The sequence below is a fragment of the Catenulispora sp. GP43 genome, from assembly GCF_041260665.1.
Lineage (GTDB): Bacteria > Actinomycetota > Actinomycetes > Streptomycetales > Catenulisporaceae > Catenulispora.
Genome location: NZ_JBGCCT010000025.1, coordinates 100,112 through 124,681 on the forward strand (window position 1 = coordinate 100,112; position 24,570 = coordinate 124,681).

22 protein-coding genes are annotated in these 24,570 nt (G+C 70.9%); 7 read left to right on the forward strand and 15 right to left on the reverse strand.

Annotation, left to right across the window (positions count from 1 at the left end; all coding sequences use genetic code 11):
• Positions 1-32: 32 nt before the first annotated feature.
• The gene (locus ABH926_RS38145) at positions 33-1,214 is read right to left on the reverse strand and encodes an NADH:flavin oxidoreductase (RefSeq protein ID WP_370370839.1); all 1,182 of its coding nucleotides are present in this window, start codon (positions 1,212-1,214) and stop codon (positions 33-35) included.
• A gap of 88 nt (positions 1,215-1,302) precedes the next feature.
• Between ABH926_RS38145 and ABH926_RS38150 the strand changes: the two genes are divergently transcribed.
• The 5 genes from ABH926_RS38150 to ABH926_RS38170 all read left to right on the forward strand — a co-directional run bounded on the left by ABH926_RS38150 (position 1,303) and on the right by ABH926_RS38170 (position 6,534).
• Positions 1,303-2,109 carry an SDR family oxidoreductase gene (locus ABH926_RS38150; RefSeq protein WP_370370840.1) on the forward strand — a complete coding sequence of 269 codons (807 nt, stop codon included), beginning with the start codon at positions 1,303-1,305 and terminating at the stop codon, positions 2,107-2,109.
• 27 nt (positions 2,110-2,136) lie between these two features.
• The gene (locus ABH926_RS38155; RefSeq protein WP_370370841.1) at positions 2,137-3,288 is read left to right on the forward strand and encodes a hypothetical protein; all 1,152 of its coding nucleotides are present in this window, start codon (positions 2,137-2,139) and stop codon (positions 3,286-3,288) included.
• Positions 3,289-3,297: 9 nt separating this feature from the next.
• On the forward strand, positions 3,298-4,623 hold the full coding sequence (locus ABH926_RS38160) for a KamA family radical SAM protein (RefSeq protein WP_370370842.1): 1,326 nt from the start codon (positions 3,298-3,300) through the stop codon (positions 4,621-4,623).
• Between the two features lie 45 nt (positions 4,624-4,668).
• Positions 4,669-5,865, forward strand: a complete 1,197-nt coding sequence (locus tag ABH926_RS38165) for an ROK family protein (protein ID WP_370370843.1) — start codon at positions 4,669-4,671, stop codon at positions 5,863-5,865.
• Between the two features lie 240 nt (positions 5,866-6,105).
• Positions 6,106-6,534 (forward strand): GtrA family protein, encoded by a 429-nt coding sequence (locus tag ABH926_RS38170; RefSeq protein WP_370370902.1) that lies wholly within the window; start codon positions 6,106-6,108, stop codon positions 6,532-6,534.
• A 40-nt stretch (positions 6,535-6,574) separates the two neighbouring features.
• Here the strand turns inward: ABH926_RS38170 and ABH926_RS38175 are convergent, their stop codons facing one another.
• Positions 6,575-8,545: a glycoside hydrolase family 9 protein gene (locus tag ABH926_RS38175; RefSeq protein WP_370370844.1), complete on the reverse strand. Its 1,971-nt coding sequence runs from the start codon at positions 8,543-8,545 to the stop codon at positions 6,575-6,577.
• 157 nt (positions 8,546-8,702) lie between these two features.
• On the opposite strand from ABH926_RS38175, the gene ABH926_RS38180 reads away from it, so the two are divergent.
• Positions 8,703-9,176, forward strand: a complete 474-nt coding sequence (locus tag ABH926_RS38180) for a hypothetical protein (RefSeq protein WP_370370845.1) — start codon at positions 8,703-8,705, stop codon at positions 9,174-9,176.
• A 55-nt stretch (positions 9,177-9,231) separates the two neighbouring features.
• Complete coding sequence (locus tag ABH926_RS38185; protein ID WP_370370846.1) at positions 9,232-10,374, forward strand: epoxide hydrolase family protein; 1,143 nt, start codon at positions 9,232-9,234, stop codon at positions 10,372-10,374.
• 30 nt (positions 10,375-10,404) lie between these two features.
• On the opposite strand, the gene ABH926_RS38190 is transcribed toward ABH926_RS38185, so the two are convergent.
• From ABH926_RS38190 to mtlA, 13 genes are all read right to left on the reverse strand, one after another.
• Positions 10,405-11,109, reverse strand: a complete 705-nt coding sequence (locus ABH926_RS38190; RefSeq protein ID WP_370370847.1) for a DsbA family protein — start codon at positions 11,107-11,109, stop codon at positions 10,405-10,407.
• Between the two features lie 250 nt (positions 11,110-11,359).
• Positions 11,360-11,941 carry a Clp protease N-terminal domain-containing protein gene (locus ABH926_RS38195; protein WP_370370848.1) on the reverse strand — a complete coding sequence of 194 codons (582 nt, stop codon included), beginning with the start codon at positions 11,939-11,941 and terminating at the stop codon, positions 11,360-11,362.
• 98 nt (positions 11,942-12,039) lie between these two features.
• The gene (locus ABH926_RS38200; RefSeq protein WP_370370849.1) at positions 12,040-14,193 is read right to left on the reverse strand and encodes a 3-hydroxyacyl-CoA dehydrogenase NAD-binding domain-containing protein; all 2,154 of its coding nucleotides are present in this window, start codon (positions 14,191-14,193) and stop codon (positions 12,040-12,042) included.
• 17 nt (positions 14,194-14,210) lie between these two features.
• Positions 14,211-15,428: an acetyl-CoA C-acetyltransferase gene (locus tag ABH926_RS38205; RefSeq protein ID WP_370370850.1), complete on the reverse strand. Its 1,218-nt coding sequence runs from the start codon at positions 15,426-15,428 to the stop codon at positions 14,211-14,213.
• 34 nt (positions 15,429-15,462) lie between these two features.
• Positions 15,463-16,608, reverse strand: coding sequence for an acyl-CoA dehydrogenase family protein (locus tag ABH926_RS38210; RefSeq protein ID WP_370370851.1), 1,146 nt, complete (start codon positions 16,606-16,608; stop codon positions 15,463-15,465).
• Positions 16,609-16,639: 31 nt separating this feature from the next.
• Positions 16,640-17,863 (reverse strand): TetR/AcrR family transcriptional regulator, encoded by a 1,224-nt coding sequence (locus tag ABH926_RS38215; protein WP_370370852.1) that lies wholly within the window; start codon positions 17,861-17,863, stop codon positions 16,640-16,642.
• Between the two features lie 65 nt (positions 17,864-17,928).
• The gene (locus ABH926_RS38220) at positions 17,929-19,569 is read right to left on the reverse strand and encodes an APC family permease (RefSeq protein ID WP_370370853.1); all 1,641 of its coding nucleotides are present in this window, start codon (positions 19,567-19,569) and stop codon (positions 17,929-17,931) included.
• A gap of 79 nt (positions 19,570-19,648) precedes the next feature.
• Positions 19,649-21,298: a phosphoenolpyruvate--protein phosphotransferase gene (ptsP, locus tag ABH926_RS38225; RefSeq protein WP_370370854.1), complete on the reverse strand. Its 1,650-nt coding sequence runs from the start codon at positions 21,296-21,298 to the stop codon at positions 19,649-19,651.
• Positions 21,291-21,572 (reverse strand): HPr family phosphocarrier protein, encoded by a 282-nt coding sequence (locus tag ABH926_RS38230; RefSeq protein WP_370370855.1) that lies wholly within the window; start codon positions 21,570-21,572, stop codon positions 21,291-21,293. The genes ptsP and ABH926_RS38230 overlap by 8 nt, the downstream gene beginning before the upstream one ends.
• Before the next feature lie 39 nt (positions 21,573-21,611).
• Positions 21,612-22,652, reverse strand: coding sequence for a zinc-dependent dehydrogenase (locus tag ABH926_RS38235; protein ID WP_370370856.1), 1,041 nt, complete (start codon positions 22,650-22,652; stop codon positions 21,612-21,614).
• Complete coding sequence (locus ABH926_RS38240; RefSeq protein ID WP_370370857.1) at positions 22,649-23,110, reverse strand: PTS sugar transporter subunit IIA; 462 nt, start codon at positions 23,108-23,110, stop codon at positions 22,649-22,651. Before ABH926_RS38240 ends, ABH926_RS38235 begins: the two co-directional genes overlap by 4 nt.
• Complete coding sequence (locus tag ABH926_RS38245) at positions 23,103-23,411, reverse strand: PTS lactose transporter subunit IIB (RefSeq protein WP_370370858.1); 309 nt, start codon at positions 23,409-23,411, stop codon at positions 23,103-23,105. Before ABH926_RS38245 ends, ABH926_RS38240 begins: the two co-directional genes overlap by 8 nt.
• The gene (mtlA, locus tag ABH926_RS38250) at positions 23,408-24,547 is read right to left on the reverse strand and encodes a mannitol-specific PTS transporter subunit IIC (protein WP_370370859.1); all 1,140 of its coding nucleotides are present in this window, start codon (positions 24,545-24,547) and stop codon (positions 23,408-23,410) included. Before mtlA ends, ABH926_RS38245 begins: the two co-directional genes overlap by 4 nt.
• Between the last annotated feature and the right edge of the window lie 23 nt (positions 24,548-24,570).

Genomic DNA, 24,570 nt, shown 5'->3' on the forward strand with positions numbered 1-24,570 from the left:
CCCCCCGGAACGTCAGGACTCTGAGAGCGTTCTCACGGTATCTCAGTGCACCGGGTCCCGGTATAGATCGTCGGCATACAGCGATTGCAATGCGAGCAGAGCGACGGCACGGAGGCGTCGGCGGCGATGCGGTTCACCAAGTCCGGCTCGCGCAGCAGGGCGCGGGCCATGGCCACGTACTGGAAACCGGCCGCCATCGCCCGGTCCATGGTGGCGCGGGTGGTGACGCCGCCGAGCAGAATCAGCGGCAGGGAGAGTTCGGCGCGGAAGCGCAGCGCACGCTTCATCAGATACGTGTCCTGATAGGGGTAGGAACGCAGAAACCTCTTGCCGAACAAGCGGATCCCGAGCCGGGGCAGCGGCGGGAACTGCGCGGCGAACTCGCGCAGCGGCACGTCGCCGGTGAACAGGTACATCGGGTTCATCAGGGAGCTGCCGGCGGTCAGCTCCAGGGCGTCCAGGGTGCCGTCTTCCTGCAGCCACTGCGCGACCTGCAAGCTGTCCTCGATACGCAGGCCGCCGGGGTAGCCGTCCTCCATGTTCAGCTTCGCGGTGACCGCGATCCGGTCGCCGACCTCGTCCCGGACGGCGCGCGCCAGGGCCAGGGCGACTTTGGCACGGTTGGCGAGCGGACCGCCGTAGGCGTCGTCGCGTTTGTTCAGGCGCGGGGACAGGAAGGCGCTGGCGAAGTAGTTGTGGCCGAGGTGGATCTCGACGGAGTCGAACCCTGATTCGATGGCCAGGCGGGCGGCGCGGGCGTGGTCGGCGACGACGCGTTCGATGTCGGCGGCGGTCGCGGCGCGGGTGCGCCGGAAGCTGATCGGGTTCAGCATCGGCGAGCAGGACAGGGCCGCGGCGCGGTTGGAGCGGGCGTCGGCCACGGGACCGGCGTGCCCGATCTGGGCGGCGACGGCGGCGCCCTCGGCGTGGACGGCCTCGGTCAGCCTGCGCAGGCCCGGCACCGCCTCGGGGCGCCAGTGGATCTGCCGGCGCTCGGTGCGCCCCTCCGGGGAGACGGCGAGGTAGGCGACCGTGGTCATGCCGACGCCGCCGGCCGCGGGGCGGCGGTGGTAGGCGATGAGGTCGTCGCTCACCAGGGCGTCGGGCGTCGCGCCTTCGAAGGTCGCGGACTTGATCACGCGGTTGCGCAGGCGAACGGGGCCGAGGGTCGCCGGGGCCAGGACGTCGGGCACTCGTTCCGCAGGGGTCGTCACGGCGCGGACCTTAGAACGGCGCCCGCGAACATGCCAGAGGCGATAAGCGCTCTTACATAAAGCGCCGGTTCGGCCTACCCTGCCGGCCATGGCCACCATAGCCATCACCGGCGCCGCCTCCGGCATAGGCGCGACCCTGGCCACCTGGCTGACCGACGACGGGCACCGCGTCATCGGCGTGGACCTGGCCGGGGTGGACGTCGAGGCGGATCTGGGCACCGCCGAGGGCCGGGGCGCCGCGATCTCGGCCATCACAGAACTCTGCGACGGCCGCCTGGACGGCCTGCTCCCCTTCGCCGGCCTGGCCCCGGCCACCGGCCGCACCGGCTCGCTGCTGGTGTCGGTGAACTACTTCGGCGCCATCACCGTGCTCGAAGGCCTGCGTCCGGCACTGAAGGCGGCCGGGAGCAGCGCGGTGGTGCTGCCGTCCTCGAACTCGGTCACCTGCCAGCCGGGCTGGCCGGCCGAGGTGGCCGAGGCCTGCCTGGCCGGCGACGAGGCCGGGGCCGGCGCCCTGGCCGACACCCACGGCGAACTCGCCGCCGTGCAGGCCTACCCCGCCACCAAGGCGGCCCTGGCCTGGTACGCCCGCACCCGCGCCGCGGACTGGATGGCCGACGGCATCCGGCTGAACGCGGTCGCCCCTGGCATGATCGACACCCCGATGACCCATGCCGGCCGCACCGACGAACTCACCGCCGCCGGCATGGCCGCCTTCGAAAAGACCATCCCGGCCGGCCGCGCCGGCCGCCCGGAGGAGGTGGCGGCTGCGGTGGCTTTCCTGTTGTCGGAGCAGGCTTCCTTCATGGTGGGTTCGGTCGTGTTCTGCGACGGCGGGACGGATGCGGCTTTGCGGGGGAAGGACTGGCCGGCGAAATGGAATCTGGCGATATAGCGATCATCACCAGTACCCTTCGGCACCATGGCTTTCGGGGACCGGGGACGCGCAGATGACGACGACCGGCGCCGCGTGTCCGCGCGCCGTCCGTCGTCCCGGATGCGTCGCATCCCTCTGATCCGGCGGCTGCGCCCGCCGCTGCGGCTGCCCCGGCACGCCCCGGACCCGCGCTGGATCACCGGGCTCCTCATCGGTCTGGCCGCGATCCTCCTTCTGGGCTGGATCGGCCGCGCCGTCGAGCCGTACTGGCCGAACTTCGCCCTGAACACCGCCGCCGACCTGATCGGGGCCGTGTTCACGATCTACGTGATCACCCCGATCATCGAACGCGCCGGGCAGGGCGGCGTCCGGGAGCACGCCGAGCTGGACTACTCGCAGTTCCTCGACGACGCCGGCCGCGCGACCAGCGTGATCCGGATCCTGGACACCTACTCCAACCTGCTGGCCGAGCCCTACGCGCAGCGCTTCGAGACGATGGTGCGCGCAGCCGTGGCGCGCGGCGTGTCCATCAGGGTCCTGCTGATCAACCCGACCACCCTGGCCGCCGAGCAGCGCGACCTGGAACTGGGGCGCGCCGACGAGCTGGGCCCGATGCTGGAGCGCAACCTGGAGACGGTGGCCCGGCTGCATCGCGCCTTCGAGCAGGCCGGCGGCCCGCGCGGGCTGGGCACCGCGGCCGACTTCCAGGTCCGGCTGTACTCCTCCGGTCCGGACATCACCATGTACCGCTGGGACGACCGGGCGCTGGTCTCGTTCTACCCGGTCGGCAAGCTCTCCGGCCGGGCCGAGCAACTGGAGGTGACCGTCGACAGCGCGCTGGGCTCCTTCGTCAACAACCGCTTCCAGGCGGTCTGGCACGCCGCGGCCCCGCACCAGGCGCTGACCCCGGTCACGGTCACCGACGACAACATCGAGCGGACCTACCTGGTCCGCTTCGTCGACCTCGCCGACGGCCGCCGCTTCGTGGCCTCCCGCCGGGTCGAACGCTTCCTGCGGCGCGCGGTCGGCGAGGTCGTGGCGGCCAACGGCGGCCGGGACTTCCGGCTGGAGGCCGCCGACCGGGCGCAGGTCGGGGCGGTGCTGGACGCCGCGTTCCGGCGGATCTACGGGGAGATCCCCGACACGGCGTATCTCCTACTGCGGTCATCGGATCCATCAGTCGGTCTTGTCGGGTAGCGTCAGGGCGTGCAGCACACCGCCGCCGGCCGCCCCGGCGCGAACCGGTTCCAGGCTCTGGGACCCAACCGGCTCGACGAGATCGCCGCGAAGTACGGACTGGATCCGCAGCTCCGCGAGAGCGTCCGCCTGTTCTCACTGGTCCTGCCCTTCCGGGTCAACGAATACGTTCTCAGTGAACTGATCGACTGGTCGGCGCCGGACGGCGACCCGGTCTTCCATCTGTTCTTCCCACAGCCGGGCATGCTCTCGGCCGACGACGAGCGACGCCTGACGGCGGCCCGGGACGGTGGCGACGCCGGCGAGCTGGCCCGGACGATCGCGGGCATCCGGGCCGGCATGAATCCGCATCCGGAGCATCAGCAGGACCTGAACGTCCCGAGCGATCCCGACGGGCCGGTCCCGGGCACCCAGCACAAGTACGAGCAGACGCTGCTGTACTTCCCCTCCGCCGGCCAGACCTGCCACGCCTACTGCACCTACTGCTTCCGCTGGGCCCAGTTCGTCGGTGAGCCAGAGCTGCGCTTCGCCGCCGCCGAGCCCTCCCGCGCCGTCGCCTACCTGCGCCGGCACCCGGAGGTCACCGACGTGCTGGTCACCGGCGGCGACCCGATGGTGATGTCGGCCGAGCGGCTGCGGCAGCACATCGAGCCGTTCCTGTCCGTGGAGTCGCTGCAGACGGTGCGCATCGGCACCAAGTCGGTGGCCAGCTGGCCGCACCGCTACGTCACCGACCACGACGCCGACGCCACCTTGCGGCTGTTCGAGCAGATCGCCGAGGCCGGCAAGACCCCGGCGGTGATGGCGCACCTGAGCCACCCGGTGGAGCTGGAGCCGGCTATCGCGCGTACCGCGCTGTCCCGCATCCGGGACACCGGCGCCGTCGTGTACTGCCAGGCCCCGATCATCGGCCGGGTCAACGACGACGCCGCGGCCTGGGCCCGGCTGTGGCGCGCCGAGCAGCGCGCCGGCGCCGTGCCGTACTACATGTTCGTGGCCCGCGACACCGGGCCGCGCGACTACTTCAAGGTGCCGCTGGCGCGCGCCGCCGAGGTGTTCCGCGACGCCTACAGCTCCCTGCCGGGGCTGGCGCGCACGGTGCGCGGGCCGGTGATGTCCACGACCGGCGGGAAGGTCGTGGTGGACGGCGTGGCCGAGGAGCCGGGCGCGGGGCGGTTCTTCGAACTGCGCTATCTGCAAGCCAGGGATCCCCGGCTGGTAGGCAGGCCTTTCCGTGCTGTTTACTCAGCAGATGCGGCATGGATCGACGAGCTCGAACTCGCACCCGGCACCCCGGCGGACATCCGCGCGGCGGTGGCGGCCGGCGGGGACTGAGACCAGATGATCGACCAGCCCGACCCCGTTCCCTATCCTGGGGCGATGAACACACCAGGCGCCCGGCCCACCCCGGCCACGTCGGCCACGGTCCGCGAGCTGAACCTGCGGACGGTGTGGCGCGTGATCGGGGAGCACGCGCCGATCTCGCGGGCCGAGATCTCGCGGGCCACCGGGATCTCCAAGCCGACGGTCTCGGCGGTGCTGGAGGACCTGCTGCAGATCGGGCTGGTGGTGGAGACCGCCGATGCCTCGCGCGGTTTCACCTACGGCGCGGTGTTCTTCAAGCCGCGGCCCGAGGCGGCGCACGCGCTGGCCTTCGATGTGGGGGCGCGGCATCTGCGCGCGGCGCTGGTCGGGCTGGACGGCACCGAGGTGGTGCGGCGCGACGCCGAGGTGGAGGGCCGGACGGCCGACGGCATGGTCGGGGCCGCCGTGCATCTGGCGCGGGAGCTCACCGCGGCCGCCGGGGTCGGGCCGGAGACGGTGCAGCACGCGGTGGTCGGGGTCCCGGGCGTCGTGGACCAGCGCGACGGCCGGGTGTGGCAGGCGGCCAACGTCCCGGGGATGGAGGGCTTCGGCGCGCGGGAGACGTTCAGCGCGGCATTGCAGCTCCCGGTCACCGTCGAGAACGACATCAACCTGGCCGCGCACGGCGAGTACGCCCGAGGCAGCGGCGGCAGCGCCGACAGTTTCCTGTTCCTGTCGATCGGCACCGGGGTCGGCGCCGGGCTGGTGCTCGGCGGCAACCTGCTGCGCGGCTTCAAGGGCGCGGCCGGCGAGCTGGACAGCGCCTTCGAACCCGAATACGTCGAGGGACCCGACGGCCCCGAGCCGGAGGTCCCGGCGTCGATGGACCCGTGCGCCATGGCGATCCTGCAGTACGCCGGGGACAAGCTGCCCGCCGAGAAGGACCTGGCCATGGAACGCGTCTTCGAGCTGGCGCGGGCCGCCGACCCGGGGGCGCTGGACGTGGTCGGCGAGGAGGCGCGGCGGATCGCGAACTACGTCGCGGTGGCCGCGGCGGTGGTGGACGTGGAGCTGGTGGTGCTCGGCGGCGGGATCGGGCTGAACGGCGACCTGCTGCTGGGCCCGGTGGCCGAGCGGCTGGCCGGGCGGCTGCCGTACCCGCCGCGGCTGGAGACCTCGGCGCTGGGCAGCGGCGCGGTGCTGGCCGGGGCGGAGGCGCTGGCGGCTTCGCTGACGGTGGAGCAGCTGATCAGGGACTATTTCCGGGGGTAGGCGGGGCACGGGCCGCGCGGTAGCGGAGTACATGCCGGTCGGCGAGCCAGGCGGCTGCGGGGCACAGGCCGGTCGCTGAACCGGCCGGCCTGGCCGTTGCCGGATGTTCGCGAAGAAGACCGCTGGGCCCACTAGCCTGCCCGCGTGCCCAAGGAGAACACCGACGCCGTCGCCGCCGTCGCGGTCGAATCGCCATCCACCGATCGCGCGACCCGCCGGGGGCAGCGCTTCCACGCGCTGATGACCGCCGTCGTGCGCCGGCTGCCGTTCGGGCTCTCGCGCGTCGTCGCGCCGAGTCTGCTCGGCTTCGCGGTCATCAACGGGTTCACCTTCTCGGTGGACCTCGTGCTGCTGACGCTGGCGCACCGGCTGCTGAACTGGCCTTATCCGGCGGCCGTGACCGTGTCCTATCTGGCCGCGTTCGCGCTGAGTTTCGTGCTGAACCGGGCGTTCAACTTCCGCTCGCACGGTGCGTTGGGGGCGCAGACCGCGCAGTATGCGGTGGCCGTCGGGGTGAACTACCTGGTCTTCGTGCTCGGGGTGGGCAGCGGGCTGACGGCGATCGGGGTCGGGTACACCGTCGCGCGGGTCCTGTCGGGGCTCGCCGAGGGTGCCTACATGTACTGCGTGATGCGCTGGGTCGTGTTCCGGAACGCCGTCGGCCCCTGATCCGCCAGCATCAGGGGCCGAACGCCGTGCCGGGCGGAGCTCAGCCGCCCAGCGTCTCCTGCATCGCCGCGCCCAGGACCGCCGAGCCGGTCATGTCCAGTGCCGGTTCGTCGGTCTGCCAGGAGCGGACGTCGTCGGAGAAGCGGCTGCTGTGGCCGGTGAACTTGTTGTACGCGTCGGTGCCGCCGGCCGGGCACTGCTTCATCCCGTCCTGGTAGGAGCCCAGGCCGCCGGCGAAGTTGCTGGTGTTGTTCGGTCCGTTCATCACCGCGCCGGTGGCGATCGCGCCGGTGCCGGTCAGGCTGCCGGACAGGTTCGCGACCTGGTGCTGCATGCACTTGGGGAAGTTGCTGCCCTCCCCCACCATGAAGGCCAGGCCCCAGGCGTTGGCGCCCAGCAGCCAGTCGCGCTGCTCGGTGGCGAAGGCCTGGAACGACGTGTCGCCGCTGGCCTGCCGGTACAGCGCCTCCTCGGTGAGGAAGCCAAAGGTGTGCGCGTCGACGTCGAAGTCGGCGTAGTTGCCGCCGGCGTGGAAAGCGTCGGAGGCCGCCTTGCTCGCCGCCGACTGCACCTGGCGCTTCAGGTCCGCGGTCAGCGCGGCCGGGGTGACGGCCAGGCCCGAGGGGTTGCCCGCGGCGGCGATCGCCTTGATCAGGTCCGCGTGCGCCAGGGCGCTGTTGTCGTAGAGGTTGAACGTGTCGCCGGTGTCGGAGGCGATGTAGTCCTTGGCGTAGGTGGCCGCCTGCGAGAGGTACGACGAGGAGCTGTGCCCCAGCTTCTGCGCGGCCAGTGCGAGTTCGGTGCCGCCGAGCTCCATCGCGTCGTGCCAGATCGACTCGGGGTAGTACGCGTTCGGCAGCGCGGTGGTCAGCGGGCTCGGCGGCGCGCTGGTGTCGGCCTGGGCGTACACCGAGGCGGCGGCCTGGTATTCGGCGGCGGCCTGCTTGGGGTTGCCGGCCGCGTCCACCTGCGCGGCCAGTGCGAACGCGGCGGCGACCCGGCCGGCGATGTTCGGACTGATTTTCGCACCGGGGCTCGCGGCCAGGAACGCCGGACGGTGCGCGGCCGCGTAGCGGTCGGCGGTGGCGGTGTCGCCGTCGTCCTTCTGCGGCAGCCGCCACAGGTCGTGGTCGCCGTAGAAGGTGCCCGCGGAGTTGCCCGAGCCTATGCCGACCTGCAGCACCAGCGTCTTCGTGCTCTGGTTCCAGGCCTTGTTCAGCCAGGTCTCGCCGTAGTGGGCCTCGGCGGACAGGGTGGCCGGGGCCGCCGAGCCCAGGGCGCGCTGCGCGGCCAGCAGCGTGATGTCGCCGAAGGCCTCGTTGTTGGAGAACTTCAGGTAGTCCCCGGCGTCGAACCAGCCCCCGGAGACGTCGACGGTGCCGGACAGCTTGGTCAGGTCGGAGGTGGTGATGGCGTCGGAGCCGCCGGCGGCGAACTTCGGCCAGGCGTAGATGCCCGCCGAGGAGTCGTTCAAGTGCGAGGGCTTGCGGTCCAGGGCACCGGCGATGACGTCCGAGCCGTCGCGCTGGGTCTGGAAGAAGGTGACGCCGTCGGTGACGAGCTTGCCGTACAGCGAGTCGGCGCTGGTGACCGTGAACGACGGCGAGGTCCCGGAGGCGCTGCCGGCGACGGCGATGTGGTACGTCCCCGGTGTCTTCAGGGAGCTGAAGACGATCGGGTACACGTCCGGGTAGGCGGTGTTCCACTTGCCGAGGCTGGTGCCCCCGACCTTGCCGGTGAGCACGGTCCTGCCGCCGGAGTCCAGCACCGAGAACGTCGCCCCGGACACCGCCCCGCCGGTCATCAGGTACGCCTGCTTCACCTCGCCGCCCAGGTACCCGGCCTGGTCCACCCGGACCAGCCCGGGGGTCCGCGCACCCTGGACAAGCGCCGCCTGCGCGCTCTGCGACAGGACGGTGGCGGCGCCGACGGTCAGTCCGGCCAGACCGACGGCGGTGAGCGCGGCGACCGTCTTGCGGCGGCGGACGCGCGGTCGTGCCCTGGAAACCATGGGGGTGCCCCTCCTTGGTTAGGAAAGCTTCCTAACTAGATGTTTCGGAGAACCTACTCAGGGCGCTGCATGCCGTCAAGGGACTCATCACCCCGGAATAGTCGGCGCCGCCAAGCTACGGTTATCGCGAAGCCTGTGACGAATTGTGGGGGTGGACATGGGCGACTACACGGCTGCCCGGAACCGGGCCGGCTTGGCACTGATCCTGAGCGCGCTGATGCTCTTCGTGGCGGCGTGCCAATCGACAGCGGATTCGAGCTCGTCCTCGGGATCCTCCGGCGGCACCACGGTCGTGGTCTCGTCGGCGCCGACGACCGGCGAGGCGCAGAAGATCTGCGGGGTCCCGCCGTGCGTGCGCTTCATCTCCCGCGGGGACACCAAGACCCTGTCCACCACGATCGCCGACCATCCGATCCTGAGCACCGTGGCGCTGCACGCGGCCGTGACCGTCCTGTGCGGCGGGATCCTGTGCCTGCTCGGGGAGGGCGTGAGCCTGGACTACGTGGCGCACGCGGCCAAGGACGCGGCGAACCAGCACGCGTGCGTCCGGGTGAACATCTTGTCGGACGACGACAAGTGGAAGCTGGTCAGCCTCACCACCTCGAACCAGAGCCCGTACTGCACGGACTAGCACGGACTAGCACCGACTAGCACGGACTGACAGTCCGGCTTCCTATCATGGGGCGATGCGCGTTGATCCGTTCACCGTCTCCGTGCCGGACGAGGTCCTGACCGACCTGCGCGAGCGGATCGGGCGGACCCGCTGGCCGGAGGCGGCGCCCGGGGCGGCCTGGAGCCAGGGCGTCGAGGTGGGCTATCTGCGCGAGCTGCTGGCCTATTGGGCCGACGGCTACGACTGGCGCGCCGCCGAGCGGGAGCTCAACCGATATCAGCATCAGATGGCTGAGATCGACGGGACACGGATCCACTTCGTCCACCATCGCGGGCCCGAAAGCGGCGGCGACGGCGACCGCGAGCGGATCCCGCTGATCCTGACGCACGGCTGGCCGAGCACCTTCGCCGAGATGCTGGGGCTGGTGGACCGGCTCGGCGACCGGTTCGATCTGGTGGTGCCCTCGCTGCCGGGCTATGTGTTCTCGCAGCGTCCGGCGCAGGTTGGTGTGGACCGGCGGTACGTGGCGGGGATGTGGCACCGGCTCATGCGGGGGCTCGGGTATGAGCGGTACGGCGCGTGCGGCGGCGACTTCGGGGCCGGCGTGGCCACGCACATGGCGCTGCTGGAGCCCGAGCGCGTGATCGGGATCCACCTGAGCACGCCGGAGATGGAGCCGTACACCGGCCCCGGCACCCCGCCGCTGACGGACGAGGAGCGAGCGTACCTCGCGCATGTGGAGCGCTGGGAGCAGACCGAGCGCGGCTACAGCGCCGTACAGTCCACGCGCCCGCAGACGCTCGGCTACGGGCTGAACGACTCCCCCGCGGGCCTGGCGGCATGGGTGCTGGACAAGTGGCGCTCCTGGTCGGACAGCGGCGGCGACCTGGACGGCACGTTCGGACGCGACAGCCTGCTGACGATGCTGACGCTGTGGTGGGCGACGGACTCCATCACCGGCTCGATGCGCGACTACTACGACGACCGCTGGCACGGCAGCCCGATCGGCCCCGGCGACCGGGTGCGGGTACCGACGGCGATGGCGGTGTTCGCGAACGAGTTCGTACCCGAAGGACAGGTGCCGCGCTCCTGGTACGAACGGCTGTACCAGGTGCGGCGGTGGACGGTGTTCGCGCGCGGCGGGCACTTCGCGGCGATGGAGCAGCCCGGGCTGCTGGCCGGGGACATCGGGGAGTTCTTCGAAAGCCTTCGGTAGGAGATCGATAGGAGATCAGGCAGCTGCGGATCAGGCCCCCGCGGCAGCCAGCGCCTGAGTGAACGACGCCGCGACGTCGCCGGAGCTCGGCACCTTCCACTGCGTCCCGTTGACGAACACACTCGGGACGCCGACCAGCTTGCCCGAGCCGAACTCGGCGGCGTAGGTGCTCTCGATGGAACCGGCGTACGGCTGCGCCCGCACGCAGTCCTCGAAGGTCGGGCTGTCCAGGCCGGAGACCGTCTTGGCGATGGTGATCAGCTCGTTGGGATCGGCGAAGGCGTCGTCGGTCTCGCTGGGCTGCGCGGCGAACAGAGCCTCGCGGTAAGGCTGGAACTTGAACGCCGGCAGGGCACAGCTGGCGGCGTTGCCGGCGGCCAGCGAACCCTTGCCGCCGGCGGAGTGGTCGATCAGGTCGATCGCGTGGAACTCGACCTTGATGCTGCCGGCGGCGAGCTTGGTGTTGAGCACCGGCTGGATCTGGTCGTGCACCGTCTTGCAGATCGGGCAGCGGTAGTCCTCATAGATGACAACCCGGACCGTGCCCACGCCGATCACCACAGTCGCGTCCTTCCCCGCGACAGCGCCGGGCGCGGAAGTCGAGGAGCCCGACGACGGCGCGGCGGAGGTGTGGGACGTGGAAGCGGTCTTGGCCGTGGTGGGAGCTCCGGAATGTGATCCGGTGGGCACCGCGCCGGAGGTCCCACCGCTTCCGGAGCCTGCTCCGGAGTTCATCGCGGCACCGTCTCCCGGTCCCGCCGCGGGATCGGTCCCCACCACGGTGTCGCTTCCGCTTCTGGATTCGGTGGCCGCCCCGGCCCCGGTCGGCGTGCCGCCACCGGCTGCGGAATTCGTCGTGCCCTGCGACGCGCAACCTGTCATCAGCGCGGCGGACAGTATCAGTACGGTTAGTTTCCCCCTCATGGCAAGCCATGCTAGAGGGTGGCCAGGACGGCTTGGCCAAAGGCCTGATCTCCTTGCGAGGTCACCCGCACTGCGCCGGCGAGCAATACCCGGGCGCGGAATCCGGCGTCGCGGCATGGGCCGTGCCGGACACCGCCCCACGGACCCGCTCCAAAGATCCTGCTGCGTCGATCAGCAGCCGCTGGGCGATGTCGTAGAAGGCCGGGTCCTGAAGGTGCGCCTTGCGGCGGAACATGGTGGACGCCGGAGCAGGAGGATCAGATGCCAGCTGGTGCGCCATGCCGAGAAGCAGATGCCCGGTACAGACGAACTCGTCCTGCCGGATCCTGCTCAAGGCTTTCGCCGCGGCCACAACTTTCCGGTGGGTCGGCGTCGCCGGGATCCGCTCGTCCGGAGCCGGCCCGCGCTCGCCGAGCGCCCTAACGACATCCGGACATATCCGCTCGCAGGTCAGTCCGATCGCCCGCAGCGCGCGCAGGGAATGATGGTCGTGCTCGCATCGCTTCTGGTGGACCAACGCCATCAGCAGGTGCGCCGTGCCCACGTGCGGATGCCCGAGGGCCCTCGCCCCCCGCTGTGCGTCGACCACTGCGCGCTTCGCGTGCGAGGTGAACGAGGCGAATATTTCGGATGTCTCGGACATTGTGCTGAACCCTTGCCAGGAACGATACGCCGGACGGCGCCGGGCGATCCTGTCACGGATCCGCCCCGGCGCCGCCACCGGCCCTGCGAACGCGCGGGCTACTCGATCCGCTCCCCGCGCTCCGCCTTCTCGATCAGCGACCGCGGGACGGCGAAGCGCTCGCCGTACTTCTCGTGCAGCTCCTTGGCGCGCGCCACGAAGCCCGTGACGCCGCCGTCGTAGCCGTTGATGTACTGGATCACGCCGCCGGTCCAGGCCGGGAAGCCGATGCCGAGGATGGAGCCGACGTTGGCCTCGGCGACCGAGCGCAGGACGCCCTCGTCCAGGCAGCGGACGCTGTCCAGGGCCTCGGCGAACAGCATGCGCTCCTGCATGTCCTGGAACGGGATGTCCAGGTGCGGCGGGAAGGCATCGCGCAGGCCCGGCCACAGGCCGGTGCGCTTGCCGTCCACGTACTCGTAGAAGCCCGCGCCGGCGGAGCGGCCGCCGCGGCCGAACTCGTCGACCATGCGGTTGATGACGGCCTCCGAGCCGTGCTCGACCCACTCCTTGCCGGCGGCGGCGCGCGCCTCGTTGCGGATCTTCTGCGGCAGGGTCAGGGTGAGCTCGTCCATCAGCTGCAGCGGCGGGGCCGGGTAGCCGGCCTGGGAGCCGGCCTGCTCGATGGAGGCCGGGCGCAAGCCCTCGTTCACCATCGCCATGGCCTCGTCCAGGAAGCGGCCGATGACGCGGGAGGTGAAGAAGCCGCGGCTGTCGTTGACGATGATCGGAGTCTTCTTGATCTGGCGGGCCAGGTCGAAGGCCTTGGCGATGGCCGCGTCGGAGGTCTGCTCGCCGACGATGATCTCCAGCAGCGGCATCTTGTCCACCGGGGAGAAGAAGTGCAGGCCGATGAAGTCCGCCGGGCGGTTGACGGCATGGGCCAGGCCGGTGATCGGCAGCGTGGAGGTGTTGGAGCCCAGCAGTGCGTCGGGGGCGACGACGTCCTGGATCTCCCCGAACACCTTCGTCTTCAGCTCCGGCGATTCGAAGACGGCCTCGATGACCAGGTCGGCGCCGGCCGCGTCGGAGGCGTCGGCGGTCGGATGGATGCGGGCCAGGACGGCGTCGGCGGCCTCGCGGGTCATCTTCCCGCGCGACACCGCCTTGTCCAGGATCCCGGCCGAGTACGCCTTGCCCTTCTCGGCGGCCTCGACGCTGACGTCCTTCAGCACGACCTCGATTCCGGCACGCGCGCAGACATAGGCGATCCCGGCGCCCATCATGCCCGCGCCGAGCACCGCGACCTTGGTGGCCTGCCACGGCTCGAAACCGGCCGGACGCGAGGCGCCGTTGGTCACCTTCTGCATGTCGAAGAAGAACGCCTGCGTCATGTTCTTCGCGACCTGACCGGTCACCAGCTCGACGAAGTACCGCGCCTCGACGATCAGCGCGTTGTCGAAGTCCAGGCGCGCGCCCTCGACGGCCGCCGCCAGGATGTTGCGCGGCGCCGGGTAGTTGGCGCCCTTAAGCTGCTTGCGCAGGTTGGCCGGGAACGCTGGCAGGTTCGCGGCGAACTTCGGGTTCTTCGGGTCACCACCGGGGATCTTGTAGCCCGGCACATCCCACGGCTGCTTGGCCTCGGGGTTGGCCAGTACCCACGCCTTAGCGGCAGCCAGCATCTCCTCGGGCGTGGCCACGACCTCGTGCACCAGACCGTTGTCCAGTGCCGCCTTGGGCTTGTAGCGCTGGCCCTGAAGCAGGACCTTGAGAAGCGCGTCGGTGATACCCAGCAGGCGCACCGAACGCACCACTCCCCCGGCGCCAGGCAGCAGGCCCAGCGTCACCTCGGGGAAGCCGATCTCAGAACCCTTAGCGTCCAGGGCGACCCGGTGGTGACACGACAGCGCGATCTCCAGCCCGCCGCCAAGCGCCGCACCATTGATCGCCGCAGCCACCGGACGGCCCAGAGTTTCCAGGCGCCGCAGCTGCGCCTTGATCAGCATGTTGCGCGCCATGATGTCGGCGGCGTCCTCGGGACGGGCCTGGATCAGTTCATTGAGATCGCCGCCGGCGAAGAAGGTCTTCTTGGCACTGGTGACCACAACCCCGGCGATCTCATCCTTCTCGGCCTCCAGCCGGTCCAGGACCGGACCGAGGGCCTCGATGAAGGCGCGGTTCATGGTGTTGGCGGACTGGCCAGGCGCGTCCATGGTCAACGTGACCACGCCGTCGGCGTCCTTGTCCCAGCCGATGTGGTTCTGCTCGCTCATATTCCTCGTACCCGCCCTCAGACCCGCTCGACAATGGTGGCAATGCCCATACCGCCGCCCACGCACAACGTGACCAGGCCCCGGCGCAGATCCCGCCGCTCCAACTCATCCACGATCGTGCCGATCAGCATCGCGCCGGTGGCGCCCAGCGGGTGGCCCATGGCGATCGCGCCGCCGTTGACGTTGACCTTCTCCAGCGGGAGGTTCTCCATGTCGCGGACGTACCGCAGCACCACACCGGCGAACGCCTCGTTGATCTCGACCAGGTCGATGTCCTCGATGCCCAGGCCCGCCTTGGCCAGCGCCTTCTTCGAGGCCGGCGCGGGGCCGGTGAGCATGATCGTGGAGTCGGCGCCGGACACCGCGGTGGCCAGGATCCGGGCCCGCGGCGTCAGGCCGGCGGCCTGCCCGGCCGCCTCGTTGCCGATCAGCACCAGGGCCGCGCCGTCGACGATGCCGGAGGAGTTGCCGGCGTGGTGGACGTGGTCGATCTTCTCGATCCAGTGGTACTTCTGCAGCGCGACGGCGTCGAAGCCGCCGAGGTCGCCGATCGCCTCGAACGAGGGCTTGAGGCCGGACAGGGTCTGCACCGTGGTGCCGGGACGGATGAACTCGTCCTCGTCCAGGATCGTCAGGCCGTTGCGGTCCCGGACCGGGACCACCGAGTTCTTGAAGTAGCCGGCGGCGCGCGCCGCGGCGGCCAGTTCCTGCGAGCGGACGGCGAACTCGTCGACGTCGGTGCGGGAGAAGCCCTCGATGGTGGCGATCAGGTCCGCGCCGATGCCCTGCGGGATGAAGGAGATGTCGTAGGCGGTCTCCGGGTCCTCGAACCAGGCGCCGCCGTCGGAGCCCATCGCCACCCGGGACATCGACTCCACGCCGCCGGCGAGGATCAGGTCCTCACCCAGACCCGAGGCCACCTTCTGCGCAGCGGTGTTCACCGCCTCCAGCCCTGAAGCACAGAACCGGTTGAGCTGGACCCCGGCTGTGGTGTCCGGCAGGCCCGCGGCCAGCGCCGAGACCTTGGCTATGTCCGAGCCCTGTTCGCCGATCGGGGACACCACGCCGAGGATGACGTCCTCGATCAGCGCCGGGTCCAGGTTCGGGTGGCGGGCCGTCACCTCCTGGATCAGACCGACCATCAGCGAGATGGGCTTGACGGTGTGCAGCGAGCCGTTCTGCTTGCCCCGGCCGCGCGGTGTCCGGATCGCGTCGTAGACGTACGCGTTCGACATCGCAGTTCCTCTCTATCTCGTCCGGTCGCCTCCGCTACAGGGAGCGGGCGATCAGTTCCTTCATGATTTCGTTGGCGCCGCCGTAGATGCGCTGCACCCGGCCGTCGGCGAACAGCCGGGCGATCGGGTACTCGAGCATGTAGCCGTAACCGCCGTGCAGCTGCACACAGCGGTCCACGACCTCGGTCTGGCGGTCGGTGATCCAGTACTTGGCCATCGAGGCGGTGGCCGCGTCCAGGCCGCCGTCCAGGTGCTTGATGACGCAGTCGTCGAAGAACACCCGGGCCACGCGCGCGACGGTCGCGCACTCGGCCAGCTCGAAGCGGGTGTTCTGGAGCTTGAACAGCGGCTTGCCGAAGGCCTCGCGCTCCTTGGTGTAGGCCACGGTGTAGTCAACGGCGGCCTCCAGCATCGCCATTCCGATCGCCGCGACCAGCAGGCGCTCCTGCGGCAGTTGCAGCATGAGCTGGATGAAGCCTTGGCCCTCGACACCGCCGAGCAGGTTCTCGGCCGGGACGCGCAGGCCGTCGAAGAAGAGTTCGGCGGTGTCGGTGCTGTGCTGGCCGACCTTCTTCAGGACGCGGCCTCGGGCGAAGCCGGGGGTGTCGTCGCCGACCTCGGCGACCAGCAGGGAGACGCCGTGCGCGCCCTGGGTGGTGTCGGTCTTGGCGACGATGATGATCAGACCGGCGTTGTAGCCGTTGGTGATGAAGGTCTTGGCGCCGCTGACGACGTACTCGTCGCCGTCGCGTACCGCTTTGGTGGCGACGTTCTGCAGGTCCGAGCCGGTGCCGGGCTCGGTCATGGCGATCGCGCCGATGAGCTCGCCGGAGGCCATGCGAGGCAGCCAGCGAAGCTTCTGCTCCTCGGTGGCGTACGCGTTGAGGTAGTGCGCGACGATGCCGGCGTGCACGGTGATCGCCATGGCGCCGGCGCCGGAGCGCATCTGCGCCTCGGTGATGGCGACCTCGTGGGCGAAGGTGCCGCCCCCGCCGCCGTACTCCTCGGGGATCGAGGCGCACAGCAGCCCGAGCTTGCCGGCCGCCTGCCAGATGTCCCTGCTCGGGAACCCCTGCGCCGCGAACTCCTCCTCCCGGGGCAGCGCCTCGTTGGTGAAGAAAGCCGTCGCGAGCTCCCGCAACGCCTCCACATCCTCGCCCGCCCAGGCCGATCTGCTCATGTGCGACTCCATGTCTGCCGAGGCCCACCGCCTAACGGCGATTAACATCGCGCGCCCCGCGGGCCGGTGTCAAGAGCACCGCCAGCATCAGCGCGCGCAGCCGGCCGGCCAGCCCCGGGCGTTCCAGCAGGCGGCGGGTGCGGGCGGTGTCGTTGACGACGGCGAACGCGGCCAGGACGCGGATGCGGATCTCCGCGGGAGACGCTGAGGGATTCGCGGCGGCCAGGAGCGCGGACCAGTGAGCGGTGTAGGCGCGCTGGAAGCGGCGGGTCTCGGCGCGGTCGCGGTCGGGGAGGTTGTGGCCCTCGGTGAAGTAAGCGGCGACCAGGTCGCGGGAGGAAAGGACGGTGGCGACGTAGCGGGTGGACAGGTCCGTGAGGGTGGTGAGCGGGGTGAGGGCTGCGGATGACGTGGCGGGGTCGGCCGCCGCATCACTGTCGGCCAGGTCCTGCCGCAACAACTCCCCGATCCGCTCCGTGATCGTGCGCAGCAACTCAGTCTTGCCGGCGAAGTGGCTGTAAACACTCGGCCCCGCGATCCCGGCGGCGGCGCCGATCTCGTCGAGCGTCACCTCGTGATACCCGCGGTCCCAGAACAGCCGGGCCGCGGCGGCGAGGATCTGCTCTTTCCGGTCCGCTGCCGCCGGCTCGTCGGGCCTGTTATCGCCGCCAACGCCGCCGAACTCCACCGACACCACATCCATCGCGATCCCGGCCAGCAGCTCCTCGAAGGCCGCCCGGGGCAGCCGGATCCGGTGGTCGGAGATGCTGCCCATCACGCTCAGCGCCGCCCACGCCACCAGCTCCGCGTCCGCCGGGTCCAGCTCCGGGCGCAGTTCGCGCAGCTCGGCGACCACCGCGTCGGTGGCCTCGCCCATGCGCTTGGCCAGGTCGGCCGCGTCCTCGGGGGCCAGGTGGCGGTACTCGCGGCGCCACATCACGCCGAAGGCGGGCCGGCGGATCACGAAGGATGCCAGGTCGCGGTAGGTCCGGCGGAGCCGCTCGGCCGGGTCGGACATGCCGGCCAGGTCGGCGGCCAGGACGGCGGCCATCTCGTCGAAGCCGGAGCGCACCACCTCGGCCAGGATGGCCTGCTTGCCGGGGAAGTGGCGGTAGATGGCCGGTCCGGACAGGCCCGCGGCGGCGGCGATGTCGCCGACGGTCACGTTGTGGTAGCCGTCGCGGGCGAACAGGCCGGCGGCGATCGCCGTCAGCTGGTCACGGCGCGCGCTGGTCCGCGGGGTCCGGGTCGTCATGGAAGTCAGCTTGATCCCGCGCCGCCGCCGCTGACAAGGCCGCGGCCGGGCGGTGCTCCGGCCCGTCAGTGCTCCGGCAGGTCGACCACGGCGACGTCGGCCACGTGCGCGCGGATCCGTTCCGGCGGCAGCGCCACCGCCTTGGCCCAGTAGTAGATCACCAGGCTCACCACGGCCACCACGGCCAGCGACCACCACTCCGACAGCCACGGGTCCTTCATCGGCCCGAAGGCGCTGACCCGCACGATGATCCCCATCCCCAGCAGGTACGGCAGCAGCCACTGCGCAGAGCGCAGCTCCAGCGGCGGCTGGGCCGGGTTCAGGTGAAAGATCCGGGAGATCGCCAGCAGCACGTAGCCGATGACGATCGCCACCCCGAGCCGCCAGTCGGTGTCCCAGCCGGCCCACAGGATGATCAGGTTCGCGACGATGAAGGCGAACGGCGCCATCACCTCCCCGGCAGCCAGGCGGTAGGGCCGCTCCACGTCCGGGAGCTTGTCGCGGAACACGCCGAAGGCCAGCGGCGCCCCGGCGTACATCAGCACACTGGCCGAGGTGATGAACGACACCAGCTGCTGCCAGCTGGGGAACGGCAGGAAGCAGATGCAGCCGACCACGAACGCGGTGAGCATGCCCAGCCACGGCACCCCGCGCCGGTTGACGTGCTCGTACTGCACCGGGATGTAGCCGTTGCGGCTCAGGCCGTAGGTGATGCGGGAGGTGGACGTGGTGTAGATCAGGCCGGTGCCACCGGGGGAGATGATCGCGTCGATGTACAGGATCGTCGCCAGCCAGCCCAGGCCCACCAGTGTCGCCAGGCCCGCGAACGGCCCGCTGATGTTCTTGTAGTCCAGGTGCGCCCAGCCCGCGGCAAACGTCGCGGCCGGCAGCGCGGCGATGTAGACCACCTGCAGCATGATGTAGATCGCGGCGCCGATCAGGATCGACAGGATGGTCGCGCGCGGGATGTCCTTGCGCGGGTTGCGCGACTCCCCGGCCAGCTGGATCGCCTGCTCGAAGCCGAGCAGGGCGAAGATGATGCCGGAGGTGGAGACCGCCGACATGATGCCGTGCGCGCCGAAGGGCATGAAGCCGCCGGCCTGCTTGGCCGTGAAGTTCGAGGCGTGGAAGTGCGTCAGGGCCAGCACGAAGATGGTGAGCAGCGGCACGCCGACCTTCCACCAGGTGGCGGCGTTGTTCACGGTGGCCAGCTTCTGGATCCCGAGGAAGTTCACGGCCGTGAAGATCGCCATCAGCAGCACCGCGACGAGTTCCCCGTAGCCGGTGAGCGTGCCGTCCTTGTGCTGCCAGCTGTCGGCCCAGGTGTAGTGCTGGGCGTAGCCGATCATCGCCTGGACCTCGATCGGCGGGACGGTCACGGCCTGCAGCCAGGTGAACCACCCGAACGAGGCCCCGGCCGCGCCGCCGAAGGCGTAGTGCGGGTAGCGCGCGGTGCCGCCGGCGACCGGGAACATGCCGCCGAGCTCGGCGTGCACGAACGCCAGCGCGATGATCGCCACCGCCGCGATGCCCCAGCTGATCAGGGCCGCGGGTCCCGCCGCGACCAGCGCCTTCTGCGCGCTGTAGAGCCAGCCCGACCCGATGATCGACCCTTCGGAGGCCCACAGCAGACCGATCAGGCCGATGTCGCGCCGCAGATGGGTCGAGTGCTGCCCGGAGCCGCCGGCCGCTTCTTGTACCGCCATATTCGGAGGTTTCGTCCGAAAGGGCTCTTCTGTAACCTTTCTGCCTCCGAACGGGTCACCGGCTGGCGTCCGCGCCGTGTCAGGACCGGGACACCAGCTCCCTGGCTTCGGCGGGGTCCGCGGCGTCGCGCGCCATGGCCGCGAGGTCCCGGCACTGCGCCAGGGTGCGCGCGCCGAGTGCGGCGTGGACGGCGGGAACCGCGGCGGCGGCCATCGACAGCGAGGTCACCCCCAGCCCGACCAGCACCGGGGCCAGCCGCGGATCGGCCGCCGCCTCGCCGCAGACGCCCACCGGCTTGCCCGCCTCGCGCCCGGCCCCGGCGGCCAGCGCGATCAGCTCCAGCAGCGCCGGCTGCCAGGGGTCGAGCAGGTCCGGCAGGCGGCCGTCCTGGCGGTCGGCGGCCATCGTGTACTGGCCCAGGTCGTTGGTGCCGATGGACAGGAAGTCCAGGTGCTCCAGCAGCCGGGCCGCGCGCAGCGCCGCGGCCGGGATCTCGATCATGGCGCCGACGTGCTCCAGGCCGTGCGCGCGGGCCCGTTCGGCGAACTCGGCGGCCTCGCCGGGGGTGGCGACCATCGGGGCCATGGTCCAGACCTCGCAGGACGCTTCCGCGGCAGCCGAGGCGATGGCGGCGAGCTGGTCGTCCAGGACTTCGGGGCGCAAGCGCGCGGTGCGCAGGCCCCTGACGCCCAGCGCCGGGTTCTCCTCGGCGGGCAGGCCGAGGAAGGGCAGGGGTTTGTCGGCGCCGGCGTCCAGGGTGCGGATGACGACGCGGGTGCCGGGTTCGGGGAAGGCGTTGAAGAGCTCCAGGTAGGCGGCGTGTTGTTCAGCTTTGGAGGGGGCGTCTTTGCGTCCGAGGAAGAGGAACTCGGTGCGCAGCAGGCCGACGCCTTGGGCGCCGGGGCGGACGTCTTTCAGCGCGCCGATGTTCAGGTAGAGGGACACGGGATGGCCGTCGGCGGTGCGGCAGGGGCCGAGGGCGGCGAGGTCGGCTTGGGTGCGGGGGCGCGGCACGGTGGCGCTGGACTGTTCTACGCCGACGGCGACCGTCCCGGCGGTGCCGTCGACCGCGACGACTGTCCCGTCGGCGACCCCGGTCGCGCCGGCGGCCGCGACGACCGCCGGGATGCCGAGGCCGCGCGCCAGGATCGCGGTGTGGCTGGTCGGGCCGCCGCGCTCGGTGACGATCGCGAGGACCCGGTCCGGGTTCAGGTTCGCGGTGTCGGCGGGGGCGAGGTCGGCGGCCACCAGGACGAAGGGATGGCCGGGGTCGGGGATGCCGGGGATCGGCCGGCCCAGGACGGTCGCCACGGCCCGGTCGCGCAGGTCTTCGAGGTCCGCGGCACGCTCGGCGAGGTAGCCGCCGTCCTCGCGCAGGAGGTCGGCCTGGGCGTCGAAGGCTTCGGTAAGGGCGTGGGCGGCGTCGGAGCCGGCGGCGGTGCGGTGGCCGATGTCCTCGGCCAGGAGCGGGTCCTGGGCGATCATCGCGAGGGCTTCGAGGATGTCGCGGGCCTCGCCGGACAGGCGCTCGGCGCGGGTGGTGAGGTCGGAGGCCAGGGCGGTGACGGCTTGGCAGGCCGAGGCCAGTTCGGCGGCGGGGTCGGTGACCTGGTGCGGCGGCGGGAGGGGCGCCGGGGCGGTCATGCGGACGACCGGACCGGTCGCCGCGCCCGCGCTCACCCCGACACCGCTGAGCATCACCAGATCAGTGAGTTGTCGCTCAGGCATCCCCGCCCTCCTCGTCCAGGTTCCGCGCGATCAGCTCGGCCAGCGCCGCGACCGCCGCCTCGGCGCCCTCGCCGTCGGCCTCCAGGGTGACCTCCGTCCCCTGCTTCACCCGCGCCGCGAGCACCGCGAGGATGCTGCGGGTGTCGATCGCCGGCCGGTCGCCCACCCGCAGGCGCACCGTCGCCGGCTGCTGCGCGGCGGCCTGGACCAGCAGTTTCGCCGGGCGGGCGTGGAGTCCGCTGGTGGATCCGACGACGACGGTGCGCTCGATCATGGCTGTCTCCTCAGCTCGGGACTCGGTTCGGGGCCCGGTTCAGGGCTCGATGGTGACCTTGATGGCCTCGCCCTTGGCCACGATGTCCAGGGCGTCCAGCACCCGCTCCAGCGGCAGCCGGACCGAGATCAGGTCCTTGACGGGCACCTCGCCGGTGGCGATCAGCTCCAGGGCGCGGGCGTTGTGCGCCGGCGAGGAGCCGTTCGCGCCGACGATCGTCAGTTCGCGGTAGTGGACCAGGTTGGAGTCCAGGGTGATGGTCGGCTTGTCCTTGGGCAGACCGCCGAAGAAGCTGATGCGGGCGCGCGGGGCGGCGATCTGCAGGGCCTGCTCCTGCGCGGCGCCGGCGGCGGTGGCGGTGATCACCACGTCCACGCCGCGGCCGTCGGTGAGCTTGCGGACCTGCTCGATGATGTCGCCGTCTTCGGCGCAGACCGTGTCGTCGGGGTGGACCAGGTCCGCGGCCAGCTGGAGGCGTTCGCGGTTCACCTCGATCATGATGATGCGCGCCACGCCCCGGGAGCGGGCCAGGCGTACGTGCAGGCAGCCGATGGGGCCCGCGCCGAAGACCGCCACCACGTCGCCGGGGCCGGTGCCGGCCAGTTCCTGGCCGTTGAGCACGCAGGCCAGCGGTTCGGTCACCGAGGCCTCGTCGGCGCCGACGCCGTCGGGGATCCGGTTCATCCCGTCCACGGCCAGTACGCTGCGCGGGACCACCATGTACTCGGCGAAGCCGCCCTCGTACTGGTAGCCCATCGACTCCTGGTTCAGGCACACGGTCTGGTGGCCGCGGGTGCACTCCTCGCAGGTGCCGTCCGGGATCGCGGCGATCACCTGCACCCGGTCCCCCGGCGCCCAGCCGTCGACGCCGTCGCCGACCTCGACGATCTCCCCGGCGATCTCGTGCCCCATCACCCGGGGCGGGGCGATGCGGAAGTGCCCGGAGCGGAAGATCTTCAGATCGGTCCCGCACATCGAGCAGGCCAGCACCCGGATCTTCACCTCGCCGGGGAGGGGCGTGGGTTCGGGCACCTCCTCGATCCGGACGTCCCCGGGTCCGTGGAACACTGCGGCCTTCATACGTTCTCTGCCTTTCCTGCTGGCTGAAGCAGCCGGATCACTTCGTTCGCGGTTGTTGCCTGGTGCAGTTGGTCGGCCCGCTCGGGGTCCATCAGGACCTCGGCGAGTTCGGCGAGGATGTCCAGGTGCCGGTCGCCGAGGGCGGCGATGGCCACGCACATCGACACCTCCTGTCCATCGCCCCAGTCGACGGGTTCGGCCAGGGCGAGGACGGCCAGCGCGTCGCGCCGGACGTACTTCTTGCCGGCGGCGGTGGAGTGCGGGATCGCCACTCCGGCGCCGATGTAGGTGGAGATCTCGTCCTCGCGCTCGCGCATCGAGGGGATGTAGTCCTCGCTCACGGCTCCGATCTCGACGAGCAGCTCGCCGCAGCGGCGGACCGCGTCGTAGCGGTCGGAGACCGGGACGCCGAACCGGACGCCCCTGCCGGCCAGCAGGCCGTCACGGGTGTCAGACATCGATGGTGCCGCCTTCCTTCACGGCCTTGACCACCTTGGTCACCGCCGGGTCGCCGAGGAAGACCTGGAAGGCCACCACCGGCTTGCCGGGGGCCGCGGCGCGGGCCCGCTCGGCCAGGCTCTGCTGGGTCAGGATCAGGTCGGCGTCGGCGGGGATCGCCGAGACCTGCGCGTGCTCGACGCTCACGCCGGTGTTCTTCAGCTGGCGCTTCAAGGTTCCGGCCAGCATCACCGAGGACCCCATGCCCGCGTCGCAGGCCACGATGATCTTCTTGATGTCCGTCGCGGACAGAGTGCTCATGCCGTCGCTCCTTCCGGTGAAGCCTGTGCGGGCACGGCCGCGCCGTCGTCCGCGTCTGTCGTCTCCTCAGCTTCTTCCGGTTTTTCGCCGCGCCCGAACCCGAGCAGCAGCGAGGCGACGATGAAGGACACCGCCGCGGCTACCACGACTCCGGCCAGGACTCCGAAGTAGCTCCCGCGCGGGGTCTCGGTGAGGTAGGCGAAGATCGAGCCCGGCGAGGGCGAGGCGACCAGGCCGGCCCCGGTGACGGAGAACACTGAGATACCCGCGAAGCCGCCGGCGATCGCGGCCAGGATCAGGCGCGGCTTCATCAGGATGTAGGGGAAGTAGATCTCGTGGATGCCGCCGAGGAACTGGATCACGATGGCGCCGGGGACCGACGGGCGCAGCGCGCGCGGGCCGAACAGCAGGTAGGCGCACAGGATCCCGAGGCCCGGACCGGGGTTGGACTCCAGCATGAACAGGATCGACTTGTGGTGCGGGCCCGCGGCCTGGGCCACCGCCAGCGGGTCCAGGACGCCGTGGTTGATGGCGTTGTTCAGGAACAGCACCTTGGCCGGCTCGATCAGGATGCTGACGAAGGGCAGCAGGTGGTGGTTCAGCACCCAGTTGACGCCGTGCCCGGCCCAGTCGGTCACGTGGTTCACGGCCGGGCCGATCGCCCACTTGCCCAGCACCGCGAAGGCGCCGCCGATGATGCCCAGGGAGAAGTTGTCGACCAGCATCTCGAACCCGGCGCGCAGCCGGTCCGCGGTCAGCTTGTCGAACTGCTTGAGCACCCATGCCGAGGCCGGGCCGGCGATCATCGCTCCGAGGAACATCGGCACCGAGGAGCCGACCACCACGCCGGTGGTGGCGATGGCGCCGATCACCGCGCCGCGCTGGCCGTGCACGATCCGGCCGCCGGTGTAGCCGATCAGGATCGGCAGCAGGTAGGTGATCATCGGCGAGACCAGCTCGCCGAGGGACTTGTTCGGGGTCCAGCCGGTGGGGATGAACAGCGCGGTGATCAGGCCCCAGGCGATGAAGGCGCCGATGTTCGGCATCACCATCGAGGCCAGGAACGAGCCGAACTGCTGAACCTTGGCTTTCAGTCCGGTGCCGGTGGGGGCCGGCGTATAAGCCATCGAAGACATGCGTCCTCCTAGGGACGTCAGGA